This window comes from Haloarcula sp. NS06, from assembly GCF_051122755.1.
GTDB lineage: Archaea > Halobacteriota > Halobacteria > Halobacteriales > Haloarculaceae > Haloarcula.
On sequence record NZ_CP184844.1, the window covers coordinates 209,415 to 234,260 of the forward strand.

Genomic DNA, 24,846 nt, shown 5'->3' on the forward strand with positions numbered 1-24,846 from the left:
ATGAAAAAGCGGGCGGAACCGGTCAGTGAACGCGGGCGTTGCGGGCCTCGGCCTTCCAGTCGATGACGGTTTCGTGACAACTGGGACAGACGAACTCGGTGAGTTTTGTCGTCTGATCGTTGTATGACATCCGCGTGCCACAGTTGGTGCAATCCATTATAATTGTATATATTCTACTGAAGGATATAAATTTTCTCCTGACCATAGTCGGGCCGGGCGGGAGACAGGCTGTAACACCCGTTTAGTGGCAGTACGTCACATGAGGGATGGTAAACAGCCACAATTAATAACGAGGGTAGGGGTTCTCCGCAAGTGCCGTCGAGAGCAGAGAGTGGGAAGACACAGTCGGAGAGCCCGTTTCGTGTCCGTCGGCCGGCAGACGGCTGTCTGACTTAGCTTTAGATATCAGGCCCACGTAGCCGAGCATATGCCACGTACCCGACTCGGCGGGGAGTCGTCGCAGGAGCGACGGGGTGGTGGTCTCTCAACCGACGCAACCAGCCTCGGAATCGACACTGACGTATTCGAACTGCTCTCGACCGACCACGGTCACGAGATGGGACAGTCCGAGCCCAGAATCGAACGGTGGCTGGACTGCTGGCTGAATCCCTAGTTGGTTTCGACGAGACGCGCCGCGATCCGTTGCGCGCCAATGGTCGGCGCGATGTCCGGTTCGTCAGCAGCGATGACGTCAATATCGCGGTTCAGCTCCGCACTGAGTCGTTCTTCGAACTCGTCAACAATGCCGGGGATGCAGGCCATACCACCGGTGATGGCGATCGGGCGGTCCAGCGCGAGCTGGTACACTTTCATGTAATCGTTCGCCAGCTCCGGCAGGAACGTGTTCGCCAGTTCGTCGACGGCGTCATCGAGGTACTCGTTGACTGCGTCCATCACAGAGCGCTCGATGGTGAATTCGTGTGAGCCACCGCCGGGCTGCTGGATGATGTCCGTGAACGGCTCGAAATCGACGAAGTCGGCGTGCTCTTCTTTGTATTCACGGGCAGTCTGATTGTCGATGTTGACACGGCCTTGCGTTTCTTCCTCGACGTAGTTGGCGATCATCCGGTCGACTTCGTTCCCGGTCACCGCGCCCGTCGTGAAGGGGGAGAGCTGCTCGCCGCGACGGTACGCGGAGGCTTCGAGGTTCGTCGACCCCATGTTGACAGCGACGAATATCTCGTCGATGGCTTCGAGGTCGTCACCAAATGCCGGGATGGAGCCACACAGCGATTCCGGATAGCTCTCGACGAGGTCCAGCCCGATAGAGGAGTTCTCGATGACGTTCTGGAGGTTCTCCAGCCCAGTCGGATTGTCGATGGTCGGGATGGCGTACACGACGCCGCTGTGTTCCGGGATGTCATGTTCGTCGATAATAGCCTCGAAGAACGTCTTGGTCATCTCGGCCCGGTCGGCGTCTTCGGGGAGCCCCGACCGAAGCATGTACTCAACGCGGTCCGGATACTCGCGGGCCGCTTCTTCGCCGTAGAGGATCTTCTCCTCGCCGGTCAGGGCGTCCTCGTACGTCGCCATGCACGTCAGTGTCTTGATGATCCGGTTCTCCGTGCCGTGTTCGCCCGGCAGGGCAATGACGGTCCGGGTGCTCCCGAGCTTGACCCCGACCGGAACAGCGGCAGCGCCGTCCGACGACACACCGGCGTCCGATTCGGACCCGGTGTCGTCGTCCGCATCCTCGTCACTCATATACGGTCGTCCTTGTCGACCGCCCGATATATATCCTCTCCCTAGTATTCAGGACTGATAGCTGTCACCTCGGGGATCTGATACTGAATTCTCCTCAATAGCAGGGATTCAAAGGAAAGAATTGGTGCTGAAAACGAACCTTATGTCATCGCAGTGAGCTTCGCAACGTAGACGAGACTTAGCATATGGTCGTCGACGCTCAGTTCGTTGTCGTCGTTGGTCGCGGACTCGTCGATACCAAGCAGATAATCCGAGAGGTCGTCCTGCACGTCCTCTGTTATCCAGTCGATCGAACGATAGTAATCGAGCGCTTCGTCCGCCCCCTTATACCCGGAGTGCATCAGCAGGAACTCAAGCCACTCGAAGACCACGAACTCCGCAGCGTAGGTCTCGGGCAGTGCTTCGAGATAGGGCTTCTCGTGGGCGTCACCACCGAGGAACGGCAGCAGTTCACGGTACAGCCCGGAGCGGAACGAACTCCCCGCAAGCACCTCTTCATCGGCGTCGTCAAGCCCCATGTCAAGGTCCGTCGGGTCCGGGACGTCCTCGTCGCCCATCCCGTTGCCCCGCTGACGAGCCATCTTCCGTAACTCGTCGAGGTCGTAATCGCGCGGGTTGATGGTCATGATACTCACCCTTCAATCTACACAATGATAAATCTTGCACACCGTCAGACGGCCGTCATGCACACGCTCGCGGGCGTTTCCGTCTCGTCCGCGTTCCGTCCCCCAGTTGCGACGTTGATAATCGGGACCACATTTTTATAGTGACTCGGAGTCGACCTGTGGATACTTGGATGATGAACCGGCAATCAGAAACCGGTCCAGCCCGCTTCTGTGTGACCAACGCGAAAGGCGGGACCGGAAAGACGACAGTTGCTATCAACGTAGCCGGTGCACTGAACGACCGCGGCCGGGACGTCCTCTTTATCGACCTCGACCCCCAGGGCAACGCCACAGAAGGCGTCGGCCTCGTCGAGGCGTACGACGCCGACCCGCCGACGCTGTTCGACGCACTGACCGGCAACCCATCGGCGCTGGGTGAGCTTATCTGTGAGGGTGAGGAGATGGACGTGATCCCCTCCAGCATCGATATGCTTCAGGCCGAGCACGAACTGACCATCGCCGACCTCATCGCCCGGGCCAACACCAAGGGCGGGGATATCGACCAGGCCGCGCTGGCTTCGTTCGCTATCAACATCACGCCGGAGATGGTCACGGGGTCGCACGCGCTCGACACGCTCGACCGGGCGCTGTCGACGCTCGATGCCGACTACGACTACGTCATCATCGACTGCCCGCCGTTCTACGGGAAGCTGACCGACACCGGCATGTACGCCGCACAGAACGTGCTCATTCCCGCACTGACCGAAGCGACCTCCGAGCGAGCCATCGAACTGTTGATGGACCAGATGGCCGCGATGGAGCGCCAGACCGACGCGTCGATCAACACGCTCGGCGTCGTCGCCAACCGGGTCGAAACGACATCCGAAGACGAGACGATGCTCGAATGGTTTAACATGGCGTTCCCGGACAGCCCCGTCTGGGAGGTCCGCAAACGGGTAGCGCTGCAGCGCGCGTTCAGCGCTGGCCAGTCTATCTTCGCGACCGAGGAATCGTGTGATATGGCGGCTGTCTTCGAGGACATCGCCGCAGAACTCGACGAGCAGTTCGGCTTTACCGACACAGAGGTACCAGCATGAGTGACGACGAACGCATGGACAGGGCGGAGCGCATCCGACAGATGCGCGAGGGGAACAAGGCAGAAACTACCGACGACACCGAGGAGACGAACGAAGCCTCCGTGGATGGGTCCGGTGAGCAGCCCGACAACGAGGGCGAAAACGAGGTGACGGCAGACGAAGCCGCCGACGCGGAATCAGCAGCCGCCCAGGGCGATGACACACTTGACGAAGCGACTGCGACCGATGAACAGGTTGCCGACACTGATGCCGACGGCGCAGCCACTGACCACGGCGACACTGACGCGATGGCTGCCGCACAGCGGGCGGCCGAGGCCTCCGCACAGGTAACTCCCGAGAACGTCGACGCCGATGGTGCCGACCAGCCGACGGATGATCTTTCGGCGTCAGCCAGCCCGATGCAGGGACCGACCGGCGTCGAATTGCCGGACCAAGAACTCATCAAGGAGGCGATGGCGTCGGACAACACCGCCACGGCCGAGGGTGGTGCTCGCGCCGCGGCTATCGACGACGACGCGACCCAGACAGAAGAACTGGTCCGGGTGCTCGAATTCGCGCTCGGCGACGAGTACTACTGTCTCGACATCGACTACGTTGAGGAGATTGTCAAACGCGAGTCGGTCACCCGCGTTCCCAACACCGACGACTACGTCGAGGGCGTCGTTGACCTCCGGGGGCAGATTACGACGATCCTCAACCCCAAGGAGATGATGGATATCGAAAGCGACGGGTCGGAGAACCTCATCGTCGTCTTTGATGCAGGTGTGTTCGAGGAACAGGGCGCGATGGGCTGGATCGTCGATGAGGTCCGGCAGGTCGTGCCTGTCGCCGAATCCGAAGTGAACACCGCCCCAGTCGACGGCGATTACATCAACGGTGTCGTCGACCGCGACGGCGAAGACGAATTTGTCATCTGGATCGAACCCGACGACGTGCTTGGGAACGCAACCGCGGACGGCGAGGACTGACGCGCCGCTGTACTGTTTTTCCGGCTCAGTTGAAATCCTTAGTAACTGATACAAATGCCGTGCTGCATACAGGCAGAATATTCGGCAACGGATGGTGTCGTTTCACTTTCCGCTGTGATTTACCAGAACGAATGGGTAAATCTATTGATGTTCGTTTTCAGAGATTGTCTCATCCATCCTGCTGAATAGAGTGTAAAATAGTTGCTACCAGCACTGTGTTAATTGTCACAGTCTGATCGAACGACCACAGTCGGTGAGGCCCCCAAACCCACGCCAACCATCACGCAGTGCTTTATTACGTTATAGCGAAATTACATATCTATGCAAACATTTGATTCTCTGGTAACCCTCCTTATGTTGATTTTGCAGCTTCTTTTGTTTTTCATGCTACAGCTTGGGGTGATGGTGGCGATAACTGGCGGCATCGGACTGGCCGGGGGCGTACTGTCCGTTCCGGTGTTGTCCGTGCTCCCGGATGTCCGCCGCTTTCTCGTCCAGGCTTCCGGTGGCCGCCCGGACGACGGGACCCCGTCTTGGCGAGTGGTCCTTAGACCCCGATACCTACTCCTGTCGTTCGTGTTCGGTATTTTGTACGGATTAACATTTGTCGCGCTTCTTGGCCCGCTCATAAGGCTGGGGCTGTTCCCGGGCCGTGGCGAGCCGACTCTGTCACTCGCGCTCCTGCCGGCGGTGTTCGTCTTGGCGAGCACGCTGTTCGCCTACGGAGTCCATCGATACTCGTCGGCGTGGACCGGAACAGCCTCAAGGCGGTCTGTGCTGGCCCAGTGGATGGTCTTTCTCAGCGTCGTCGTTACTGTCGGGACCGGTAGTGCATACGTAGCCGCCCTCGCAGAGCTGTAGCGTGATTCTGTTCGTACCACGATTATTCTAGTCCATCCGTAATCGACTCACGCCCGCTATACAGCGCGGCCGCGAAAACCGATCATCGGTTGCGGGTTTCACCAAGTTCGTGTTTCCGGTATTTCTACTCGCTTTCCGTCTCGTCCGTGTCGAGGTCCAGTTCCTCGCTAACGAGATCGACCGCGTTCTGGACGGCACCCACCGTTCCAAGATAGCCCGCACCGACAGTCGTCTTGAGCGCCAGCGCGGCCTTGCCAGTGAGGACAGAGGGGCCGACCTTCGCCACGGCGTTGTCGCCGACAGAAACGAGCCAACCTGGCACGTTGAACTGATACTGCGTCAGTCGGGGCTGGAACTCGCCGTGGCTACCCTGTGACTGCTCGATGAGTGTCCCGATGTTGTCAGCGGCGACGCGGGCCTCGCGGATGGCCGCCGCTGCGCTTGCTGGCACAGCCTCGCCGTCGCTGTCGACGACCCGAGCGGCATCGCCGACAGCGAACGTCGACTCGCCGAGTCGGAGGTCCGCCCGCACTACGGGCCGTTCGGCGTCGAGCGCCGGCGACCCCTCGATACCGCCGGTCCAGACGAACTGGTCCATCGCCAGGTCCGAGCCGTCCTCAAGCGTAATGGCGTCGGCATCGGCTTCGGCCACCCCGGTTCCGGTCCTGACTGTCACGCCGGCGTCGACCAGCGCGTCGTGGACCGCCAACTGGAACGACGCCGGGAACGCCGGCGCGATAGTGTCTTCCTGTTCGAGCAGGAGGACCTCGATATCACTGTCCTCGCGCATCTCGGCCAGTTCACCGGCCACCTGCACACCGGACAGGCCAGCACCGCCGACAACCACACGGTCGCCGTCACTGAGTTCGTGGAACCGCTCGCGGATCTCGTGAGCGTCGTCGAGGCGCTTCAATGGCGTTGCATGCTCGCGCACCCCCGAGAGATCGTAGAACGCCGTCTGCGCGCCAAGACACACCGCGCCCACGTCGTAGGACAGGGTTTCCGACCCGTCCAGGGTCGCCACGCCGGCATCCGGGTCGACATCCGTGACCCTCGCCTGTCGGACCTCACAATCGAGAACGGCGTCGAGGTCGACGGTGATCTCGTCGGCCAGTGACGGCCGCCGGACGACCCGGTGGAGTTCGTGCTGGACGAGGTGCTCTGTCTGTTCGTCGACGACGATCAGCGAGACGCTGTCGGGGAGGGTCTGTTCGAGTTTCCTGGCGAGCGTGAGTCCGGCATATCCGGCTCCGAGAACGGCGACGCGCATTGTGTCTGACCCTTGGTGCGAGACTGGGTTAACTCTGTGTTCGCGAGCCGCAGTCAGATGCGACCAAGTGCCGCTTCAGGGACCGGGAACACGAGCCCGTACACGATGCGATAGCCGATGAGACCGACACATGCTCCGACGGCTACGTCATTGATCCACTGAATACTCGAATCGTACAACAGACTCAGCCCGACAACACCCAGCAAAACAGTACCAAAAAGCACCAACAGTGTTAGTTCCTTCTGTGGTAGCGCGTTCCACGCACTGTACACCGACTCTGGGAATTCCTGGCGTTCGGAGAGATACCCGAATCCCGCAATTGCCAGCCCTGCAACAGCGATGACCGCCCAGTCCAGTGGAGACGCCGTCCCAAGCGTCACTGCTGTATCAAGAACGAAGAGAAGATTGCCGAACCCGATAGCGAAGTGGAAGGCGATGAGCCGATGTGCAGACGTCACAGCTGACCGTTGTTTGTGACAGCACAAAATAACGTCCACCCAGAGCGGAGGTGACTGCCCGAATGTGTCCGGAGTGTTTCGACAGTGGGTTCAGAACAGCGCCTTGTCCTCATCGAGGATCTGTGCGGGGCCACCGACATCCCAGACGCGGGTGTCGACGCCGCAGTCGGCGACCGTCTCTTCGACGCGGCCGACGTACTCCTCGGTCGTATTGATGTAGACACTCGCGCCGGTATCAACTGAGAAGTACACCGGCACGTCCTCGGCGTTCCGGAGCTCTCGGACCGCGTTGAATATCTCGATGGTTCGCGGTTGCCAGTACACCCAGCCGGCGGGGCCGGTCATCGTCGCGGCGGCCAGCGACAGGGAGTCCTTTTCCGCGAGGTCGAAGACGGCGTCGAAATCGCCGTCGTACAGCGCGTCGCGCATGTCCGAAATCTGGCCGTGGATGTGGGCCATCCGCGACTCGAACATGTGGCTCTCCGCGGCCTCCTTGTGCGCTTCCTCAGTTTCCTTATATGATGGGACCATCCCGGCGACGATGCGCAGGTCGTCTTCGAGGTCCGTCTCAATGCGCTCGCTCCGGCAGTCCCTGTCGTTCATCCCGGTCCGGAGGTGGGAGAACGCACCCGTCACCGCGCGCGCGGCCGAGGAGGAGCCGCGGCGTGCGACGGTCGAGATTTCGGGTCGCGTCATGTCGAGACCTGCCGCCTCAACGAGGGCCATCGCCGCGGCGGCAAAGCCCGATGATGAGGAGCCAAACCCGATGTTCGTCGGGAAGTTGTTCGCCGACTCGAGGCGGACGCCATGGTCGATACCAGCGAGGTCGCGGACATGGTCCACGACGGCATCGATACGTTCGGCCCCGCGGCCAGTGACCGTTTCGCCGTCGATGACGTACACGTCTTCCTCGCGGTCCGGGTCGAAGGCGGCCGTCGTCTTCGAGTGGCTCGGTGCGGTACAGACGGAGATACTGTCGTGGTATGGCAGTCGCAGTTCCTCGTCGCGCATCCCGTGGTACTTGACCAGCCCCTGAATCGGATATGCCTTCGCGGTCGCTTTCATACCTCACCCTTCCGGGCCGGTCACTTTGCTATTGCGAACCGCCGTCGCTAGCGTGGCGTCGAGGTTCGGATGATTCACTGCGGAAAAAAGCCCCGAAGCGTCAGTAATCGGGGTTCTCCTCGCGGACGCCCTCGCGCTTGTTGACGAGGCGGGCGAGCGTAAACAGGGCGTCCGAGAGCCGGTTCAGGTAGATGATGGCCGTCTCGTTGACACCGGCCTCCTCGGCGGCGAAGGAGACACAGCGGCGTTCGGCGCGGCGACAAACGGCGCGAGCGTGGTGCAGTTTCGCCCCCGGCTCCGACCCTGATGGGAGGATGAACGATTCGAGCGGGTCCAGTTCCGAATCGGCCTCGTCGATGAGGTCTTCGAGCGTCTCGACGTGGGACTCCTGTATCCGCGGATCGCCCTCCTCTGGGCTGGGATTGGCGAAGTCAGCCTGAACGATGTGGAGGTGGTTCTGGATGACGCGGAGCTTCTCGTCGATATCGTCGTGACCGGTCGGCCTGACGACGCCGACCAGCGCGTTCACTTCGTCGACGGTCCCGTAGGCCTCGATACGGCGGCTGTCCTTCGAGACCCGCTCCATATTCCGGAGGTCTGTCTGGCCCTGGTCACCGCGGCCGGTATAGATAGTCATAGCTCAATCTGGCACTGCCAGCGTCTTATAGCCGTGGGCGAATCCTTTGGGAGCGCGGGCGGCCGAGCCCCGTGGCGACCGTGGACCGCTGGCACCGCGTTCAGATTCGGCGGTGGACTTCCGAGAGCGCGGCCGGTGAGATATCCAGTTCGGCAAACAGCGCCTCGCGGTCGTCGTCCTCGCCGTGGCCGGCGACGAAGCCGTTGAGCCGGGCGGCAACCATCGAATCGACGAACGCGTCGCCGTAGGTGTCTTCGAGTTCGTCGGCAACCACCGGCGTCGAGCGGAGTTCATACTTCTGGTGGTAGTCTTCCGCCAGATAGAACTGGTCGAGAGATTCGATGGCCGTCTCGACGGTCTTCCCTGTCTGGGATTCAAGATCGTCTCGTGCCCGCCGGGCGGTCTCGCGTTGCTGGTCGTCGTGTGCCAACACCACGCCGCGGTACTGGCGCTTCAGGGGCGCGGAGAACGGTGCATGGTTTGCCCAGAACACGTCCAGCAGCGCTTCGTAGCTTACCACGTCGGGGTCGTACTCGACCTGCACGACCTCGGTGTGGTCGCCCAGTGAGTAGTAGCTCGGGTCCGGTTCAGTTCCGCCGGCGTAGCCGACTCGCGTCCTGACCACGCCCGGTGTCGCGCCGAACTGCGCGTCCGGGCCCCAGAAACAGCCCATACCGAACGTCGCCGTTGCTGTCGCCGACGGCGGCGGGGCCTCGGCATCGACAGCCAGTGCTGTGGGATGGGTCGGTTCGTACGCACTCGGAGTCATACTGGACGACAGGGGTTCGAGCGGTTTGCCTGCTTCGACGCCCCGCGTGGAACCGGGAAATTCAACTGTACCCCTGTGGAAACTACTCGGTATGAGCCTCGAACTCGAACACTACTGTCCTGAATGCGAAGAGTACCGCGACTTCTGGAAGGTCGCAAGCACGACGATGCATCTGGGGACCAAGGTCAAGTGGCACTGCCCGGAGTGTGACTACGGGTTCGTCCGAATCAACGGCGAAGTCGACACCGGGCAGGCGGCATAGCTCTCCGGAGCGGTATAGAGACCTCTTAGCAGCCGTTTTACACTATCCCCGAGAGATATCTACTACCGATGAGCCTCAACCCGGACGGTGCAGGGAGCGCGACCACCGAACAGGCGCAGGCCCCGCACGAGCTGTCGATGACCGTGGTTGAGTACACCGGTGAACCAGACCGCTGTACCGTGTCACCGCGGGGGCTCTCCGGCGTTGCCAAGCTATCGACGTGGATTACCGTCGACAAGCGGGTCGTGGTCGATTTAGATGCGATGCGGTGACCGAGAGTTTTTACCGGGGAACCACGGATATAGAGCCGATGAGTATCGAGGTCCTACTGGTAGACGAGGACGTAGACGTTCTGGAAATCGTCGGGACGTTTCTGGGACAGGAAGACGAGTTCGAGATAACGACCGAGGCTGACCCAGAAGCGGCACTGGACCTGGCAACTGACGGCGATTTCGACGCCGTCGTCAGTGACTACAAGATGCCCCGGCTTGACGGGATGGAGCTGTGTGCCGCGCTCCGGGAGAACAACGTTGACATCCCGTTCCTGCTGTTTACAGCCCGCGAGCACGATGATGTCGCAGATGCCGCCACAGAGCACGGCGTCACTGCTGTGGTCCAGAAAGGGACGGGCACGGAGCAGTACAGCGTGCTCGCCGACCGGATTCGCGACACTATCTAGACGTCTATCCGGGGCAGTTCCAGCGTGACGACCGCCCCGCCGTCCGGACCGCTACCAAAGTCCACCGTGCCGCCGTAGGTTTCAGCTACCCAGACGACCAGCCACAGGCCAAGTCCGGTCCCGTGGCGCAGTTGCGTAATCGGCTCATCACCAGTCACAACGTCAAGTTCGTGCTGTGGAATCCCAGGGCCGTCGTCGGCGACAGTGATCGTGACAGTCCGCTGGTCCGCCCCCACATCGATGCGGACCGACGGGTCATCGCCAGTGTGTTCGAGACTGTTTTCCAGAAGCTCGCCGAGAATCCGGTGCAATCGCCCGTCGCCCGCTGTAACTGACGTATCCGGAAGGTCTGTTTCGATTTCACCGGCGTACTCGTCGCGATACGAGGACACGATATCCGTAACGGTCGCAGGCACGTCGACTGGGTCCGTGCCGAACTGTTCGCGACGAACGGAACGCTCCATGTCACGTGCGCGCTCGCTCAGCGACGCCATCTCCTCTGCCTTTCGCTGGAGCCGATGGAGAATGGAGCGGCGGTCTGGGTCGTCGATTCGCTCATCCAGCGCGTCAGCCATGCCGAGGACGACAGTCAGGTCGTTCCGGAGGTTGTGCCGGAGGACGCGGTTAAGCAGTTTCAGCCGTCGCTCGCGCTCGCGCTGTTCAGTGATGTCGGTGTAGATACCGAACCCGCGGACGCTATCACCGTCTTGACTATACGGCACGCCCCGGAAGAGGAAGTCACGGAACCCCGTCTCGGTCATCAGTCGGAGTTCAGTCTGGAAGGGATCGCCGTCTGCCTGCCCGTCGTCGAACTGGGGTAGCTCCTCGTGCGCAGTGTCCGGTGGGCGGAGGAGGTCGGACAGAGGACTGTCGACAGCGGTGTTCTGTCCGTATCCGAACACGTCGGAAAAGGCGGGGTTGACTGACCTGACGACCGACTCGCCCGCAACTGTCTCGGTCTCGATAACGGCGTCCGGGAGCGTGTTAAACAGATACGAGAACCGGTCACGCTCATCCTCCAGCTCTGCTCGCGCCTGCTTGAGTTCAGTCAGGTCTCGGACGACGCCGACGGTGCCGCGGAACTGGTCTGCGTCGATCAGCGACACCTCGATTTCTGCCGGACGCTTCTCGCCGTGTGCCGTTTCCAGCGCTGTTTCGAGCTGGACCGCTCCGGTTCCGCCCTGTTGACAGAGGTCGCCGATACGACAGGTAAACTCGTCAATCGCGTCCTGGTCGAGAACAATGCGCGGGTGCTGGCCCAGAAGCGTCGCCCGCTCGTAGCCGAGCCACTCTGCGAGCGGTTCGGTGACTAGCTGGAACCGGCCGTCGTCGTCGAGGACGTACATCATATCACGGACATTCTCGACCACTGATTCGTACCGGAGCAGGCTCCGTTCACGCTCGACACGGTCGAACGCGGCGGCTGCATTGGACGCGAGAATCTTCCCAACGGAGACGTCCGATTCGGTGAACTCGTGTCCCTGTTGCGCAGCGATGCTCACGACCCCATGGTCACCCATCGGGAGATACATCGCCGCTGTGAGAACGTCGGAGTCGTAGTTGCCGACCCGCTCGAACTCGTTGACGACCAGCGGATCGCCGCGCTGGAACGCGTCGCCGGGAAACCCGTCGTCGGCGTCGTACACCGGACGTTCCGGGACTTTGTCGCTGGCGGCGGCGGGTCGGAGCGTGTCCGTCTCCTCGTCGTACAACCGCACGAGCGCGTGGTCGAACCCGAGGTCCGACCGGGTCGCCTCGATGACCGTTTCGGCGACCTCCTGGGGCGTCTGTGCCTGCATGAGCGACCGGGTTGTGTCCAGCAGTCCGGACAGCGCCTCGTCGCGCCGTTTCTGCTCCGTGACATCCCGGATGACGCCTGCGGTCCCGGCGAATCGCTGGTCGTCGTCGTACAGCAGCGTCATGTGGTCCTGTGCGGGGAACGAACCTCCCGACGCCTGCTGGATCTCCAGTTCGAACGTCTCCTTGTCGTCGCGGTCCTCGAATATCATCTCCTGAACGATGGATTCGGCGCGCTCGACGACATCGTCGGCCTTGATAAAGCCGGTGTACGATCCCAGCAGCTCAGCCTCAGAGTGGCCCGTCAGGTCGGTCATCGCCTGATTGACGAACTGGAAGTTCCCTTCGGAATCGAGGGCGTACACGCCGTCGTCGACCGCCTCGATGATGTTCTCGTACCGTTCGAGCTCGTCCTCGCGGTGGCGACGTTCAAGTTCGTGGTTGACCCACTCCACGAGCAGTTTCATGAACGCCTCCTCGCTCTCAGAAAATGACTCCGACCGGGCCTGTTCGTCGCCGAAACAGAGTGTTCCGTAGGGCTCGCCGTCGACCGTGATGAGGCCACCGGCGTAGCACGCGACGCCGCTTTTCCGGTACACGTCCGCCGCATGTCCGCCCTCGGCGGTGGCATCGGTAATCGCATAGAGATCCCCGGAGTCGAGCACCCGTTGGCAGTAGGTGTCCTCAAGCGGCGTCTGCGTCCCGGATTCAAGCGGGCTGTTACCGGTGACCGTCTGGATTTCGTGGACTCCGTCTTCGATACGGCTCAGGTAGCCAAACGCCATATCGAGTCGGTCCAGCCCGATTTCGATGACCCGACCGACGGTTTCGGCCTCGCTGAGTCCGTTCCCGGTGGCGAGCTGTGTCAGCTCCTGGAGCGAGTCGTTGTTGGCACGCAGCGTCCGTTCGCGCTCCTTGCGCTCCGTGATATCCGTGGCGATGGCGACGAGGCGCGGGGACTGTGCGTCGCGTTCCTCGATGACCCCGCTCGTCCTGAGCCACCGCGTCTCCCCGTTGACATCGGTACGGAACTCGGCGTCGACCCGTTCATCGCTCTCCGACACGCGCTCGAACGCCGCTTCGATCGACTGGCGATCGTCGGGGTGGACGTACTCGTAGAACGCCGAGACGGTGCCTTCGAAGGCCGTCGGCGTCGTCCCGAAGAGTTCCGCGGTCGCTTCGCCCCAGACCATCTCATTGGTTTCCAGATTCCACTCATAGACGCCGGTATCCGTTCCGTCCAGCGCCAGGTCGAGTCGCCGGTTCGTCTCTTCGAGGGCCCGCTCGCGCTCTTTCCGATCGGAGATGTCCCTGAGAACGCCCGTACAGAACCACTGCCCGTTTCGCTCGAAATCGCCGAACGACACCGCGACGGTCAGTTGGTCCCCGGAAGCGGTCACGAGCGGGAGTTCGAGGTAGTCCCAGTCGACGTTCCGGTCGCTGGTCCGGAGGTAGCGATCCAACCCCTCGAAGTGGGAGCTTCGCAGGTGTTCGGGGATCACTTTCGCAAAGTCGTCACCAACCAGTGTCCCGCGGTCGTAGCCTGTCAGCTCGGCGGCCTCGTCGTTGGCGTACACGACTTCGCTGTCGGCGTCGATTGTGACGACAGCGTCAGAGATACTGCCGGCGATGGCGTCAAAAGAGTCGGCGAGTTCCGGCGGGAGCCGCGTCGGCCGGTCATCGGTAGCAGCCGGTCGGCCGCTCTCGTCGCCGCGGCCTGTCGGTTCGTGCCCCTGCGCCACGATGTCGTACACTCGATCCGCCAGCGACACGTCGCTACGAGGGACGTACTCGGTTACGTCAAGTCGTGTCGCGCGAGCGGCAACCGTCCCGTCTGGCTCGGCTGTGCAGAGCACGACCGGGAGCGCGTCGTACTGCTCACGTATCGCCGCTAACACCTCTAGACCGGTTTCTGTTCCCGGCAGGTGCTGTTCACAGATGACGGCATCGTAGGTGTGCTCGGCCAGTTCCGATAGCGCGGCCGCCACGGTGGTGACTGCCGTGACTGAGACCGGTGCGTCAGATATAGCTGTGTCCGCGTCTTCGTCGGCGGGGCCTACGTACAACAAATGCGGCATCTCGGACATAGCGTTCCGTTGTAACTGCTATACGACGGGGTGGCATATACGCTCGGGCGGGAGTATCAAATGTCGAAACGAGCGGCTATGTGTCGTCGAGCGCCTGCCAGGAGAGCCGCGGGTTCCGGGCTGCAGTCGTCTGGTCGATGCGTTTCGCCGCCGGACGCGACGGCGCGTCGGCCAGTTCGGTGTCCGAATCACTGGCAACGGCGTTGAACGCGGCCGCAAGCTGGTCCAGCGAGCGCTTGGCCTCTCCTTCCGTGGGCTCGGTCATCAGCGCCTCGTCGACGATTTCGGGCCACTTCGTCGTCGGCGGATGGACGCCGTAATCGAGCATCCGCTTGGCCGCATCGGCGGCGTCCTGCTCGCCCGCGCTGGCGACGAACTCGTGGTGGAACGGGCCGAAGGGAATCTCGTATTCGATCTGCTCGGCGAGGTAGTTCGCGTTCAGGACGGCCTTCGCGCTGGCGTCGCGGAGTCCCTCATCACCCAATCTGGCGATGTACGCGAATGTCTTGAGCAGTACCGGCCAGTTGCCATAGAAGCCATGCACCTTCCCGATGGAGTGGTCCGGCTCGTAGTGTTCGTAGTTGCCGCCGCGCTCCCTGACGTGTGGGTTCGGGAGGAACTGGGCCAGTTCTTCACGGACGCCGACCGGGCCGGCACCGGGGCCACCGCCGCCGTGCGGCGTCGCGAACGTTTTGTGGACGTTGTAGTGCATCACGTCGAAGCCCATGTCGCCGGGGCGAGCGCGCCCGAGCAAGGCGTTGAGGTTCGCGCCGTCGTAGTACAGCAGGCCCCCGGCGTCGTGGACGATGTCGGCGACGTGCTCGATGTCGCGCTCGAACAGCCCCAGCGTGTTGGGGTTCGTGAGCATCAGCGCGGCAGTGTCGTCGCCGACAGCCGCCTCCAGCGCCTCGATGTCGACGCGGCCGTCGTCGCCGCTCGGGAGCTCCACGACCTCGTAGCCGGCCATCGCCGCCGTCGCGAAGTTCGTGCCATGTGCAGAGTCTGGAATAATGACCTCCGAGCGCTCGTCGTCGTTGTGTTCGTGGTAGGCCTTCGCGATCTGGATGCCGGTGAACTCGCCGGCCGCGCCGGCGGGCGGCTGGAGGGTCACCGCGTCCATACCGCCGATGCGGCCCAGATAGTCCTGAAGCCGGTGACACAGCGCTAGCGTCCCCTGAATCGTCGAATCGGGTCGGTTCGGGTGGATTGCGGCGTCAGCCCGTGCGGCCACGTCCTCGGTGAAGGAGGGATTGTACTTCATCGTACACGAGCCAAGCGGGAACGGCCCGCTCTCGACGCCGTAGTTCATCTGCGAGAGGCGCGTGTAGTGGCGGGCCAGTTCAGGCTCGGCCGGGTCCGGTAGTGAGAGGCTGTCCCGCGTCAGGTCCTCGGGCAGCGGCGAGTCCTCGACATCGACCGTTTTGCTCGCTTTCTCCGAGAGCAGCGGCTCGTACAGCTCGTCGCTGTCGTCGGTCCAGCGGGCCTGGTCGTATTTCACGCGAGACACCCCCGTGTCGAGCGTGACGCTCGTGGGACGTGGTTTGTCCCACGGTGTTTCGCCGAACGCAGTGAGGCGAGTGTCATTTCGCCACCTCCCGGAACGCTGCCACAAACTCGTCTGCGGCGTCAGCAGTGGTTTCGGTCACACACACCTGCACCAGGTGGTCGTCAACCGCGTGGACCGCGAAACCATCGGCTGCGAGGTCAGCAACGATGGCGCTTGCGGGCTGGTCCGTGCGGGCGAGGAACTCCCGGAAGTGGTGGCGGCCGTGAATCGGGGCCGTCACACCGACAATCTCGTCAAGGCGGTCGGCCAGGTCACGAGCGCGAGTGACACAGTCCTCAGCGAGGTCGACCAGCCCGTCCGGGCCGAGCCACGCGGCGTGCATCGCGGTTCGGAGCGCGACCCACGCCTGGTTCGTACAGATGTTTGAGGTAGCCCGCTCCTTGCGGATGTGCTGCTCTCGCGTCTGGAGTGTTAGCGTGTACGCGCGGCGGTCGGCGGCGTCTTCGCTGGCCCCGACCAGCCGACCGGGTACCTGCCGCAAGTACTCCTCGCGGGTGACGAACATCCCCAGTCCGAAGCCGTACGCCGTTCCGGTCCCCAGCGATGCGGCGTCGCCGACAACCACGTCGGCTCTGACATCGGCCGGGCGCTCCAGCAGGGACAGCGCTATCGGGTCCGAGCCGAGACAGAACAGCGCTTCGTGGTCGTGGGCCAGATCGCCGATTGCGCCGAGCCGTTCCTCGATGACGCCACGAACTGTCGGCGACTCGGCGTACACCATCGCGGTGTCGTCGCTGATCTGGTCGGACAGCGCCGGGACGTCGACGACGCCGTCAGTCATCGGGTATGACTCGACCGTGAGGTCCGGCCCGTCGGCATAGTTCGCCAGCACGGCGCGCTTGCCCTCCCGGAGGTGTTCGGGAACTAGAATCCGATCGCCGGACACCGAGCGGACGCGCTGTGACAGCGTCGCCGCCTCGCCCAGCGCCGCCGCGTCATCGTACATCGAGCAGTTGGCGACGCCCAGTCCCGTGAGCTCCACCAGCATCGACTGGAACTCAAAGAGGGCCTGCAGGAACCCCTGTGCGACCTCGGGCTGGTACTGCGTGTAGGAGGTCAGGAACTCCGACCGGCTTGCGAGGTCGTCGACAACGCTCGGGACGTAATGGTCGTAGTGGCCACGACCGAGGAACTCGGTGAGGTCGGCGTTGCGGCCCAGAAGGCCGGCGACTTCCCGGCGCGCTGCCCGCTCGCTCCGGGCGTCGATACCGAACTCGCCGTCGAAGGCGACGGACTCGGGCACGTCGAACAGCGACTCGAGGTCGTCGGCTCCGACCGCGTCAAGCATCGCCGCGGTTTCTGCGGCCGTCTGCGGTGCGTACGGACTGCCTGTCGCATGTGAGTTACTGTTACTCATTTGAGAAACACCCAGTAGCGCCGGGGTGACATGATATCGACAGCTAGCGACCGTGCCCACATTAGGTTACTCCTTTCACCCCTGTAGGGGACCGCTGCCACTGGGAGTTACTCGATCTGGTCGCGATACGCGTCGGGTGAGAGCAGGTCATTAGTTTCGCTCTCGTCATCGACCTCGACCGTGAGCATCCAGCCGTCACCGAACGGGTCTTCGTTCAGCAGTTCCGGCTCGTCGCGGAGCCGGTCGTTGACTGCCGTGACAGTCCCGGAGACGGGGGCGTACACATCGGATACAGCCTTGATGGACTCCACCACGCCGAAGTCCTCACCAGCGGTCAGCTCCGCCCCTTCCTCGGGCAGTTCGACGAACACCACGTCGCCGAGTTCATCCTGTGCGAACGCCGTGATGCCGACCTTGGCGGTGTCTCCGGCGACGCGTACCCATTCGTGTGACTCCAGATATCGCAGGTCGTCGGGAACGTCGAAGCTCATCTATCGAGGAATGGCGTGCTCCTGGTACGTGCTTTCTTCGGTTCACCGCGGACGACAACGCGGACGGACTCGTCCGGTTCGGCGTACGCCGCCGGGACGTAGGCGAGGGCAATCGGCGATCCCAGTGTCGGACTCATCGTTCCGCTGGTGATGTGGCCGATCGGCTCCCCCGCTGGCGTTGTCACGTCGTACCCGTGGCGCGGGACGCCACGGTCGAGGAGTTCGATGCCGATGAGCTTCTCTTCGGGACCGTCCGCGGCGACGCCTTCCAGCGCGTCCCGACCGACGAAATCCGTATCGAGCGCGACCGTCCAGCCGATGCCGGCCTCGTGGGGCGTTCTGGGCTCGTCAACCGGGTGGAATTCCTGGCCGGAGAGCAGAAAGCCCATTTCTAGACGGAGCGTGTCGCGCGCGCCGAGACCGCAGGGCTGGCACTCAAGCGCGCTCCAGATCGCCTCAGCACCGTTGGGCGGGCAGAGGATTTCGAAGCCGGGTTCGCCCGTGTAGCCCGTCCGAGCGATTAGCGAGTCAACGCCGGCGACAGCCCCGTCAGCCACGTTGAACCGAGACAGATCAGCGAGCGAGACATCTGTCTCGGCCGACAGCAGGTCCGGGGCCTCTGGCCCCTGGACAGCGATCATCGCGTACTCCTCAGTGCGGTTTGTCACTGTCGCGTCGAGTTCTCGTTCATCCCGCTCAGAGAGCCACCGCTCGGTCATCTCCCCGTCGTGCCCGGCGTTCGGGATGAACAGGAACTCATCGGCTGCGCCTTCCGGCAGTCGATAGACGACGGTGTCATCTAGCATAATCCCGTCTTCGTCTGTGATGGCCCCGTACTGGGCCTCGCCCGGGTCCAGCACGGTCACGTCGTTGGTGGTCAGCCGCTGTGTCAGCGTCGCCGCGTCCGGCCCGGCCACGGTTATCTGTCCCATGTGCGAAACGTCGAACTTCCCGGCTTCGCTCCGAACTGCCTCGTGTTCTGTACGGATCGACTCGAATTCGACTGGCATCTCCCACCCGCCGAAATCGGTGAACGAAGCGTCTGCTCGTTTGTGAGCCCCGGAAAGCGGTGGTGCCCGCAGTGTCATACGCGGACCTCTCGTACCGCGTGGTCTTACCGTTTGGCCCTCCACCGCCCGCAGGCCACCAATAAATCATATACCGCGATATCAAATCGGCGATTGCGGTAGATGGGACGACAAGACTGGGACCGAAAATTAGCTGTCGGCCGTCGTTACTCACTTCGCGCCAGCGGGAACACGAGTTCGACTCCCGTTCCGCCGTCAAGATTCTCGTCAATAGTCACGGACCCACCGAGGCGTCGGACAAGCCACGTAACCGCCCACAACCCGAGCCCACGGCTGTGTGCCACTGGCCCCTCAATCTCCGAAGCCAAGACATTGCGTTCCATATCCGGGATAGCGGACCCATCGGTATCGACCCTGACTGTCACGTGGCCCGTCGGCGTCTCTTCGGCCGTAAGCTTGACTGTTGGGTCGGGCAGGTCGCTGTATTCCAGCGCGTTTTCGACAAGGATCTCCAGTATCAGGTCGATAGCCATCCTGTCACCCGACACCACCGCATCAGTGGGCGCTGCCTCAATGGTCGCCTTGGAATGTTGCTCTGTGAGGGCATCCCGGATATCACTGAGCAGTTGCTGGAGATGGACTGTCCCGCTTCGAAGGTCTCGTTCGATGACCCGGTCGAACGTCCGTGCTCGCTCGGCTAACGAGTCGAGTTCTTTCGAGGCGTTTTCGATTCTGTCGATGTGTCCGCTGGCAGCGTCAACGGAGAAGTCAGGCGAGTCGAGTTCTTTTTTGAGGAGTCTCGAATTACCCCGTATCACCGTCAGCTTGTTCCGGATGTTGTGCCGGAGAATTCGACTCATGACCATGAGCCGCTGCTCTCGCTCTTTGTCCTGAGTGATGTCGCGAACGATGCCTCGTAGTTTCGGTGTTCCGTCCCGGACAGTTTTTTCAGCCCGGAGTCGGAACCAGCGCTCGGTTTCGTCAGCGGTCTGACGGCGTGCTTCCAGTTCCATCGGTTCGCCGGTTTCACGACAGGTCTCAATAGCATCGCGAAGTGCCGCTCTATCGTTGGGGTGGTACTGCTCAAGGGCCTCCTCAAGTGTCGGATTGTACTCTGGCATTCCGTAAAGGCGCTTCATCCCGGCAGTGCCCTCTATCAGACCCGTTTCCAGATCGAGTTCCCACCCACCAACGTCGGCCAGGGTTTCGGTCCCGACGAGCCACTCCAGCTGTTCCTCTCGCTGTTTCAATCTCGTTGCGTCATCCAGACCAACGACGACGCGCTCAACGGTCCCGTCATCACCTAGGATGGGCGCGGCATTGCTCGAAAGCCACCGCTCATTCCCGTCAGCGAGTTCTATCCAGTGCTCGAACCCAAACACAGGCTCACCCGATTCGAGCACCCGCGTAACCGGGTGTTCTGAGTCGGGAATCGGCGTCCCGTCTTCGTAGTATATGTCCCACACCGGCTGGTTGTATCGTCTTTGGGTGATTTTATCTCGTTCAAGACCGAGTAGCTCCTCGGCACGATCATTAGCCAGCGAGATTCTGCCAGATCGTTCGACGACGACGATACCGACTGGACTAACCTCAAACACCCGCTCAAGGAGGGCCTGCTTTTCTCGCCGCCGCTTACGCTGTGTGATATCCTCCGCCAGCCATAGCACGCGCCCAACGCTATCACCGCCGACCGGCGTGACACGGGCCTCGAAGTATCGCTTTCCATGCTCGAGCGATAGCTGATACTCAATGTGCTGCTGCTCACCTGTTTCTAAAACGTCCTCGATAGTCGTGTAGAACTGGTCTGCCTGTGCTGTAGAGAAAATATCCCAGAGATCAGTTCCCAGTAGTGCTTCCGGATCTTTGAAAAATAATTCCCCGTTGTGAGCATTATCGATGACATCAACAAAGACACCGTTGGCGTCTAGAACGATAGCCGGATCGGAAATTATCTCACAAAGCCCGTTTAGCACGTCTTGATCGTGTAGAGATTCTTTGCTCATGTGTCAAATCCTATGCTTGTTGCTGGCCGACTCCGCATGGAAATGCGTCCGTAGTGTGTGGGAGGTATCATCCTAAGTTTTGCGCCATGCTATTCTATATAGCGGTGAAAGGTTTACAGGCCGAAGCGGCACGCATAAGCGGCCCGGGCGGGGAAAGGGGCGCATGAAGCTGCTTCGTCGGATATTCGAGGAGAAAGACTCGCAGCAGCGCGTCGGACTGTTCGTCGACGGCCCAAACGTGCTCAGGTCTGAGTTCGATGTCGATTTAGACGAGGTCCGGGATATTGCGGCTGAGTACGGCCCGCTGGCAGTCACTCGCCTCTACGTCGACCAGAACGCCTCGCCGGGACTCATCCAGGCCGCCGAGGCTCGCGGGTTCGAGGTTCGAACCACCAGCGGTGACGTTGATGTCCGACTTGCTGTTGACGCGACAGACGCCGCCGTCGCTGGCCAGATAGACGTGCTGGCCGTCGCCTCGCGGGATACGGATTTCAAGCCGGCGCTGGAAGTAGCCGCACGGGAAGGGATTAGAACGGTCGCCATCGCGCCGGGAGAGTACGGTCGCTCTGACGCGTTACGCAACGCGGCTGAAGACGCAGTAACGCTCTAAGGATCAGCCCATGACGGCAACTGTTTTTTCTGCCAGTACCATTGAGCACGTATGGATATCGACGACACGCCGGTACTGGACAACCACCTCCATCTCGACCCGGTCAACGGTCGGAACGTCGCGGCAGCCGAGGAGTTCGCGTCACAGGGTGGCACACACTTGCTGGTGCTCAACAAGCCGTCCTGGCATCTCGTCGAGACGGCCACCAATGAAGCGATCTTCCGAAAGGGGTTTGACCTGACCGTTGAGGCCGCCGCTGCAGCGACTGAGGTGCTGGACGGTCGCGCCTGGCCCGTCCTCGGTGTCCACCCGGCGCTAATTTCGAAGCTCGTCGACGACGGCTACACGCCGACCGAAGCGCGAGACATCATGCAGGCCGGCCTTGACGTGGCAGTGGAGTACGTCGAGAACGGTGACGCGCTCGCGATAAAGTCCGGCCGCCCACACTACGATGTGGACGACGCCGTCTGGGAGGCCTCGAACGAAGTGATGTGTCACGGGTTCGAACGCGCCGCCGACGTGGGCTGTGCGATACAGCTCCACACCGAGGGCGGCGAAGACTTCGAAGAAGTCGCTCGATGGGCCGAAGACCGCGGCCTTGACCGCACGCAGGTCGTCAAACACTACTCCGGCGGCCGACTCCGTGGCCCAGTCAAATCAGTACTTGCAGACAAAGACGAACTGGAAATCGCGGTCGAGTCCGACGAGCCGTTCCTAATGGAGACTGACTACATCGACGACCCGGACCGCCCCGGCGCGGTGCTTGGACCGAAGACCGTGCCGCGGCGCGTTCGCTGGCTACTCGAAAACGGACACGACGACGCGATCAGAACGGCACACGTCGAGACACCGAAGGCAGTGTACGGCATTGACACCGAAGCGACGCTGGAGCGGTGAGCGGCGACAGGGAAGAGCGACTGGGGACAGCTATCCAAACTTGCCGGTGATGTAGTCCTCGACACGCTGGCTGTCGGGGTTCTCGAAGATCTTGTCCGTATCGTCGAACTCAACGAGTTCCCCGCCGGTGAGGAAGACGGCGGTTTTGTCGGAGATGCGGGCCGCCTGCTGCATATTGTGCGTCACGATGACGACAGTGAACTCCTCAGCCAGCTCTTCAATGAGGTCCTCAATTTTCGAGGTGGCGATCGGGTCAAGTGCCGACGCCGGCTCGTCCATCAAGATCACATCCGGATCAACGGCGATGGCACGGGCGATGCAGAGCCGCTGTTGCTGGCCGCCTGAGAGGTCGAGTGCGCTCTTGTCAAGTTGGTCTTTGACTTCGTCCCACAGCGCGGCACGCTTGAGCGCCGTCTCGACCTTCTCGTCTATGTTCTCCGTCTGGTCCTGAATCCGGAGGCCGTAGGCGACGTTGTCGTAGATGCTCTTTGGGAAGGGGTTCGGATGCTGGAACACCATCCCAATGCGTCGCCGCAGCGCCACCGGATCCACGTCGGCATCGTAGACGTTCTTGCCCTCGAAGTAGAGGTCTCCCTCGACCCGCGCCGCGTCGATGAGATCGTTCATGCGGTTGATACACCGCAGGAACGTGGACTTGCCACAGCCGGAGGGACCGATCATGGCCGTCACCTGTTTTTCCGGGATGGCCAGATCGATACCCTGTAGCGCCTGCGTCTCGCCGTAGAACACGTTCAGGTCGCGGGACTCGATGACTGGCTTCCCCGTCTCGGCCGCGGTCGCGCCGGTTCCCTCCACGTCGATCGACTGTTCGATGAGAGGATCACCGGACGGGTCGGGTGACGACGCGGCCGTTTCAGTGGTCGGTGTGGGTTCGGTACTGTCGTTGCTCGTCATCTCGTTCTCTGTCATGAATTATCCTGTTCGCTGATACCGGTTCCGGATGACAATCGCTGTCGCGTTCATCACCAGCAACACCGCAAGCAGTGTAATCACGCCGGCCGCCAGCACGCCGTGGCGGAACGCCGGGTCCAGTTCCGACGACCACGAAAAGATCTGGCGGGGCATCATACTCGCCACGTCGAAGAAGCTGTTCGGCGCGAGCCGGACCGACGCTGCCGCCCCGATCATCAACAGCGGGGCCGTCTCGCCGATAGCCCGACCCAGCGCCAGTATCGTTCCGGTCAGAATGCCCGGAAGTGCTTCGGGGAGGACGACCTGTCGGATCGTCTGCCAGCGGGTCGCTCCCATTCCGTAGGACGCCTGCCGGAACGAGTCGGGAACGGATCGGATCGCCTCTTGGGCGGAGATGATTACGATCGGGAGTATCAGCAGGCCGACGGCGAGGCCGGCGACGATAATGGACCCCTGGGGCCACTGGAGCACCCGGATGAAAAGCGCCAGTCCGAGCAGGCCGTACACGACCGATGGGACACCGGCGAGGTTCCCGATGTTGATCTCGATGAGCGTGACGAACTTGCCCATCAATCCTTGTGAGGGGGCGTACTCCTCGAGGTAAATCGCCGCCCCGACGCCGACCGGGAAGGTGGTGAGCACGATCACGATAATCATCATCACTGAGCCGACCATCGCAGGGTAGATACCGGCATCAGCGGCGGTCCGGGAGGTCGCGCTCGTCAGGAACCCCCAGTCGAGCCATGGGTCCGGTCCGGCGAACCCAAGTGCGCCGGTGACGACGCCGCCGACGACCACACCCAGTACGCCGACGACCGGGAAGGCGAGGCCGCGGACGCCCTCGCCACGACGGACCACGCCTTCGACATAGACACCCAGCGGGAGTACGGCGAACGTGACTATGAGCAGCCACACGTCAGTCCCAATTCCGAGTAGCGGTCCGGCGACGACGCCCAGTACCGCCACTGCCGTCGTCAGCCCGACGACGGCCAGGCCGTCACGCCGCGACTCGCGTCGCTGTTTGACGAACCAGCCTGCGGCGCCGGCGACCGGGAGTACGAGCGTTAGGAGTAGCATGACCCAGTCCGTGGGCACGAACGGGAGCATCAGGATCGCTTCCCGGAGGCTGATCACGCGGTAGTACAGCCCGAAATCGAGACCAAGCGCCGCGGCGGCGTCGGTGACGAACCAGTTGAATCTGGTGGGTGGCAGACCGAACACGGTGATGACTGGAGAGAGGAACACGACACCAAGACGTTCGAGCGCGGCCTTCGGCCGCAGTCGGCTGTGTGCGACGATTAGGCCGCCGGCCACGACCAGCGAGATGAGCAGTGCGAACCACTCAAGCACGGAGAGTAGTTCGATGAACAGCACCGCGAACCCGCCTGTGAGCAGCAGTCCGACGACCGGCAGTCCGCTGGTGACGTAGGCGACCTCGCCGGCCGGTTCGTCGAGACGATAGTAATAAACAGCCAGTGCGGCCAGCGGCACCAGCACCGTAGCGGCGTAGGTCGCCAGCCACCCTGCGTCGGCCGAGAAGGGCCGAAACGCGTCGTTGGCGACGAACAGCAGGAGAAGCATGACGGACACGAGTCCGAACGCGGTTGCCGCGAGACAGGTCGCCTCGAAGGCACGCCCCCGCAGGTGGTTGACGTCGCTGTTCTCTCCGTGCCAGCCTGTTTCAGGTTCTCGTGTTGCCAT

At 62.2% G+C, this 24,846-nt stretch carries 25 protein-coding genes; 9 read left to right on the top strand and 16 right to left on the bottom strand.

Going from position 1 to position 24,846, the window contains the following annotated elements:
• Positions 1-22 precede the first annotated feature (22 nt).
• Positions 23-157 carry a hypothetical protein gene (locus tag ACODNH_RS04660; protein ID WP_023843340.1) on the bottom strand — a complete coding sequence of 45 codons (135 nt, stop codon included), beginning with the start codon at positions 155-157 and terminating at the stop codon, positions 23-25.
• A gap of 270 nt (positions 158-427) precedes the next feature.
• On the opposite strand from ACODNH_RS04660, the gene ACODNH_RS04665 reads away from it, so the two are divergent.
• Entirely contained in the window at positions 428-613 is a 186-nt protein-coding gene (locus ACODNH_RS04665) for a hypothetical protein (RefSeq protein ID WP_306707963.1), read from the top strand.
• Here the strand turns inward: ACODNH_RS04665 and ACODNH_RS04670 are convergent.
• Positions 610-1,704 (bottom strand): hypothetical protein, encoded by a 1,095-nt coding sequence (locus tag ACODNH_RS04670; protein ID WP_306707965.1) that lies wholly within the window; start codon positions 1,702-1,704, stop codon positions 610-612. The genes ACODNH_RS04665 and ACODNH_RS04670 overlap by 4 nt on opposite strands.
• 140 nt (positions 1,705-1,844) lie before the next feature.
• Positions 1,845-2,330, bottom strand: coding sequence for a FlaD/FlaE family flagellar protein (locus tag ACODNH_RS04675; protein ID WP_058994980.1), 486 nt, complete (start codon positions 2,328-2,330; stop codon positions 1,845-1,847).
• 170 nt (positions 2,331-2,500) lie between these two features.
• Here ACODNH_RS04675 and ACODNH_RS04680 point away from each other — a divergent pair, with 170 nt between their 5' ends.
• The 3 genes from ACODNH_RS04680 (at position 2,501) to ACODNH_RS04690 (ending at position 5,235) form a co-directional block, all read left to right on the top strand.
• A complete protein-coding gene (locus tag ACODNH_RS04680; protein WP_306710410.1) occupies positions 2,501-3,406 on the top strand; it encodes a ParA family protein in 906 nt (301 codons plus the stop codon).
• Complete coding sequence (locus ACODNH_RS04685; protein ID WP_434530987.1) at positions 3,403-4,374, top strand: chemotaxis protein CheW; 972 nt, start codon at positions 3,403-3,405, stop codon at positions 4,372-4,374. The genes ACODNH_RS04680 and ACODNH_RS04685 overlap by 4 nt, the downstream gene beginning before the upstream one ends.
• A 384-nt stretch (positions 4,375-4,758) precedes the next feature.
• Entirely contained in the window at positions 4,759-5,235 is a 477-nt protein-coding gene (locus ACODNH_RS04690; protein ID WP_306707969.1) for a hypothetical protein, read from the top strand.
• Between the two features lie 124 nt (positions 5,236-5,359).
• Here the strand turns inward: ACODNH_RS04690 and ACODNH_RS04695 are convergent, their stop codons facing one another.
• From ACODNH_RS04695 to msrA, 5 genes are all read right to left on the bottom strand, one after another.
• The gene (locus tag ACODNH_RS04695) at positions 5,360-6,505 is read right to left on the bottom strand and encodes an NAD(P)/FAD-dependent oxidoreductase (protein WP_306707971.1); all 1,146 of its coding nucleotides are present in this window, start codon (positions 6,503-6,505) and stop codon (positions 5,360-5,362) included.
• Between the two features lie 53 nt (positions 6,506-6,558).
• The gene (locus ACODNH_RS04700) at positions 6,559-6,963 is read right to left on the bottom strand and encodes a hypothetical protein (protein ID WP_306707973.1); all 405 of its coding nucleotides are present in this window, start codon (positions 6,961-6,963) and stop codon (positions 6,559-6,561) included.
• 90 nt (positions 6,964-7,053) lie between these two features.
• A complete protein-coding gene (mvaD, locus tag ACODNH_RS04705; RefSeq protein ID WP_306707975.1) occupies positions 7,054-8,028 on the bottom strand; it encodes a phosphomevalonate decarboxylase MvaD in 975 nt (324 codons plus the stop codon).
• 100 nt (positions 8,029-8,128) lie between these two features.
• On the bottom strand, positions 8,129-8,665 hold the full coding sequence (locus ACODNH_RS04710) for a cob(I)yrinic acid a,c-diamide adenosyltransferase (RefSeq protein ID WP_306707977.1): 537 nt from the start codon (positions 8,663-8,665) through the stop codon (positions 8,129-8,131).
• Between the two features lie 100 nt (positions 8,666-8,765).
• The gene (msrA, locus tag ACODNH_RS04715) at positions 8,766-9,434 is read right to left on the bottom strand and encodes a peptide-methionine (S)-S-oxide reductase MsrA (RefSeq protein ID WP_306707979.1); all 669 of its coding nucleotides are present in this window, start codon (positions 9,432-9,434) and stop codon (positions 8,766-8,768) included.
• 91 nt (positions 9,435-9,525) lie between these two features.
• Here msrA and ACODNH_RS04720 point away from each other — a divergent pair, with 91 nt between their 5' ends.
• The 3 genes from ACODNH_RS04720 (at position 9,526) to ACODNH_RS04730 (ending at position 10,375) form a co-directional block, all read left to right on the top strand.
• Entirely contained in the window at positions 9,526-9,696 is a 171-nt protein-coding gene (locus tag ACODNH_RS04720) for a hypothetical protein (protein WP_004518162.1), read from the top strand.
• Positions 9,697-9,764: 68 nt separating this feature from the next.
• Complete coding sequence (locus ACODNH_RS04725) at positions 9,765-9,968, top strand: DUF7511 domain-containing protein (protein WP_306707983.1); 204 nt, start codon at positions 9,765-9,767, stop codon at positions 9,966-9,968.
• Between the two features lie 38 nt (positions 9,969-10,006).
• A complete protein-coding gene (locus ACODNH_RS04730) occupies positions 10,007-10,375 on the top strand; it encodes a response regulator (RefSeq protein WP_306707985.1) in 369 nt (122 codons plus the stop codon).
• On the opposite strand, the gene ACODNH_RS04735 is transcribed toward ACODNH_RS04730, so the two are convergent.
• The 6 genes from ACODNH_RS04735 to ACODNH_RS04760 all read right to left on the bottom strand — a co-directional run bounded on the left by ACODNH_RS04735 (position 10,372) and on the right by ACODNH_RS04760 (position 20,705).
• On the bottom strand, positions 10,372-14,259 hold the full coding sequence (locus ACODNH_RS04735; protein ID WP_434530988.1) for a PAS domain S-box protein: 3,888 nt from the start codon (positions 14,257-14,259) through the stop codon (positions 10,372-10,374). The two genes, ACODNH_RS04730 and ACODNH_RS04735, sit on opposite strands and share 4 nt — an antisense overlap.
• 76 nt (positions 14,260-14,335) lie before the next feature.
• A complete protein-coding gene (gene gcvPB, locus ACODNH_RS04740) occupies positions 14,336-15,757 on the bottom strand; it encodes an aminomethyl-transferring glycine dehydrogenase subunit GcvPB (RefSeq protein WP_434530989.1) in 1,422 nt (473 codons plus the stop codon).
• An 82-nt stretch (positions 15,758-15,839) separates the two neighbouring features.
• Positions 15,840-17,183 (bottom strand): aminomethyl-transferring glycine dehydrogenase subunit GcvPA, encoded by a 1,344-nt coding sequence (gene gcvPA / locus ACODNH_RS04745; RefSeq protein WP_434530990.1) that lies wholly within the window; start codon positions 17,181-17,183, stop codon positions 15,840-15,842.
• 107 nt (positions 17,184-17,290) lie between these two features.
• On the bottom strand, positions 17,291-17,674 hold the full coding sequence (gene gcvH / locus ACODNH_RS04750; protein WP_306707993.1) for a glycine cleavage system protein GcvH: 384 nt from the start codon (positions 17,672-17,674) through the stop codon (positions 17,291-17,293).
• Positions 17,671-18,762: a glycine cleavage system aminomethyltransferase GcvT gene (gene gcvT, locus ACODNH_RS04755; RefSeq protein ID WP_306707995.1), complete on the bottom strand. Its 1,092-nt coding sequence runs from the start codon at positions 18,760-18,762 to the stop codon at positions 17,671-17,673. The genes gcvH and gcvT overlap by 4 nt, the downstream gene beginning before the upstream one ends.
• A gap of 146 nt (positions 18,763-18,908) precedes the next feature.
• Positions 18,909-20,705 carry a PAS domain-containing sensor histidine kinase gene (locus tag ACODNH_RS04760; protein WP_306707997.1) on the bottom strand — a complete coding sequence of 599 codons (1,797 nt, stop codon included), beginning with the start codon at positions 20,703-20,705 and terminating at the stop codon, positions 18,909-18,911.
• Between the two features lie 163 nt (positions 20,706-20,868).
• On the opposite strand from ACODNH_RS04760, the gene ACODNH_RS04765 reads away from it, so the two are divergent.
• Positions 20,869-21,315 carry an NYN domain-containing protein gene (locus ACODNH_RS04765; RefSeq protein WP_306707999.1) on the top strand — a complete coding sequence of 149 codons (447 nt, stop codon included), beginning with the start codon at positions 20,869-20,871 and terminating at the stop codon, positions 21,313-21,315.
• Positions 21,316-21,366: 51 nt separating this feature from the next.
• The gene (locus ACODNH_RS04770) at positions 21,367-22,212 is read left to right on the top strand and encodes a TatD family hydrolase (RefSeq protein WP_306708002.1); all 846 of its coding nucleotides are present in this window, start codon (positions 21,367-21,369) and stop codon (positions 22,210-22,212) included.
• Between the two features lie 30 nt (positions 22,213-22,242).
• On the opposite strand, the gene pstB is transcribed toward ACODNH_RS04770, so the two are convergent.
• Together pstB and pstA are read right to left on the bottom strand one after the other, a co-directional pair.
• Positions 22,243-23,142 carry a phosphate ABC transporter ATP-binding protein PstB gene (gene pstB, locus ACODNH_RS04775; protein WP_306708004.1) on the bottom strand — a complete coding sequence of 300 codons (900 nt, stop codon included), beginning with the start codon at positions 23,140-23,142 and terminating at the stop codon, positions 22,243-22,245.
• Positions 23,143-23,145: 3 nt separating this feature from the next.
• The gene (pstA, locus tag ACODNH_RS04780; RefSeq protein WP_434530991.1) at positions 23,146-24,846 is read right to left on the bottom strand and encodes a phosphate ABC transporter permease PstA; all 1,701 of its coding nucleotides are present in this window, start codon (positions 24,844-24,846) and stop codon (positions 23,146-23,148) included.

Excerpts from the sequence above, each read along its gene's own strand:
- ACODNH_RS04660 (WP_023843340.1), bottom strand. The coding sequence starts at position 157 with ATGGATTGCACCAACTGTGGCACGCGGATGTCATACAACGATCAGACG.
- ACODNH_RS04665 (WP_306707963.1), top strand. The coding sequence starts at position 428 with ATGCCACGTACCCGACTCGGCGGGGAGTCGTCGCAGGAGCGACGGGGT.
- ACODNH_RS04670 (WP_306707965.1), bottom strand. The coding sequence starts at position 1,704 with ATGAGTGACGAGGATGCGGACGACGACACCGGGTCCGAATCGGACGCC.
- ACODNH_RS04675 (WP_058994980.1), bottom strand. The coding sequence starts at position 2,330 with ATGACCATCAACCCGCGCGATTACGACCTCGACGAGTTACGGAAGATG.
- ACODNH_RS04680 (WP_306710410.1), top strand. The coding sequence starts at position 2,501 with ATGATGAACCGGCAATCAGAAACCGGTCCAGCCCGCTTCTGTGTGACC.
- ACODNH_RS04685 (WP_434530987.1), top strand. The coding sequence starts at position 3,403 with ATGAGTGACGACGAACGCATGGACAGGGCGGAGCGCATCCGACAGATG.
- ACODNH_RS04690 (WP_306707969.1), top strand. The coding sequence starts at position 4,759 with ATGCTACAGCTTGGGGTGATGGTGGCGATAACTGGCGGCATCGGACTG.
- ACODNH_RS04695 (WP_306707971.1), bottom strand. The coding sequence starts at position 6,505 with ATGCGCGTCGCCGTTCTCGGAGCCGGATATGCCGGACTCACGCTCGCC.
- mvaD (WP_306707975.1), bottom strand. The coding sequence starts at position 8,028 with ATGAAAGCGACCGCGAAGGCATATCCGATTCAGGGGCTGGTCAAGTAC.
- ACODNH_RS04710 (WP_306707977.1), bottom strand. The coding sequence starts at position 8,665 with ATGACTATCTATACCGGCCGCGGTGACCAGGGCCAGACAGACCTCCGG.
- msrA (WP_306707979.1), bottom strand. The coding sequence starts at position 9,434 with ATGACTCCGAGTGCGTACGAACCGACCCATCCCACAGCACTGGCTGTC.
- ACODNH_RS04720 (WP_004518162.1), top strand. The coding sequence starts at position 9,526 with ATGAGCCTCGAACTCGAACACTACTGTCCTGAATGCGAAGAGTACCGC.
- ACODNH_RS04725 (WP_306707983.1), top strand. The coding sequence starts at position 9,765 with ATGAGCCTCAACCCGGACGGTGCAGGGAGCGCGACCACCGAACAGGCG.
- ACODNH_RS04730 (WP_306707985.1), top strand. The coding sequence starts at position 10,007 with ATGAGTATCGAGGTCCTACTGGTAGACGAGGACGTAGACGTTCTGGAA.
- ACODNH_RS04735 (WP_434530988.1), bottom strand. The coding sequence starts at position 14,259 with ATGTCCGAGATGCCGCATTTGTTGTACGTAGGCCCCGCCGACGAAGAC.
- gcvPA (WP_434530990.1), bottom strand. The coding sequence starts at position 17,183 with ATGAGTAACAGTAACTCACATGCGACAGGCAGTCCGTACGCACCGCAG.
- gcvH (WP_306707993.1), bottom strand. The coding sequence starts at position 17,674 with ATGAGCTTCGACGTTCCCGACGACCTGCGATATCTGGAGTCACACGAA.
- gcvT (WP_306707995.1), bottom strand. The coding sequence starts at position 18,762 with ATGACACTGCGGGCACCACCGCTTTCCGGGGCTCACAAACGAGCAGAC.
- ACODNH_RS04760 (WP_306707997.1), bottom strand. The coding sequence starts at position 20,705 with ATGAGCAAAGAATCTCTACACGATCAAGACGTGCTAAACGGGCTTTGT.
- ACODNH_RS04765 (WP_306707999.1), top strand. The coding sequence starts at position 20,869 with ATGAAGCTGCTTCGTCGGATATTCGAGGAGAAAGACTCGCAGCAGCGC.
- ACODNH_RS04770 (WP_306708002.1), top strand. The coding sequence starts at position 21,367 with ATGGATATCGACGACACGCCGGTACTGGACAACCACCTCCATCTCGAC.
- pstB (WP_306708004.1), bottom strand. The coding sequence starts at position 23,142 with ATGACAGAGAACGAGATGACGAGCAACGACAGTACCGAACCCACACCG.
- pstA (WP_434530991.1), bottom strand. The coding sequence starts at position 24,846 with ATGGCAACACGAGAACCTGAAACAGGCTGGCACGGAGAGAACAGCGAC.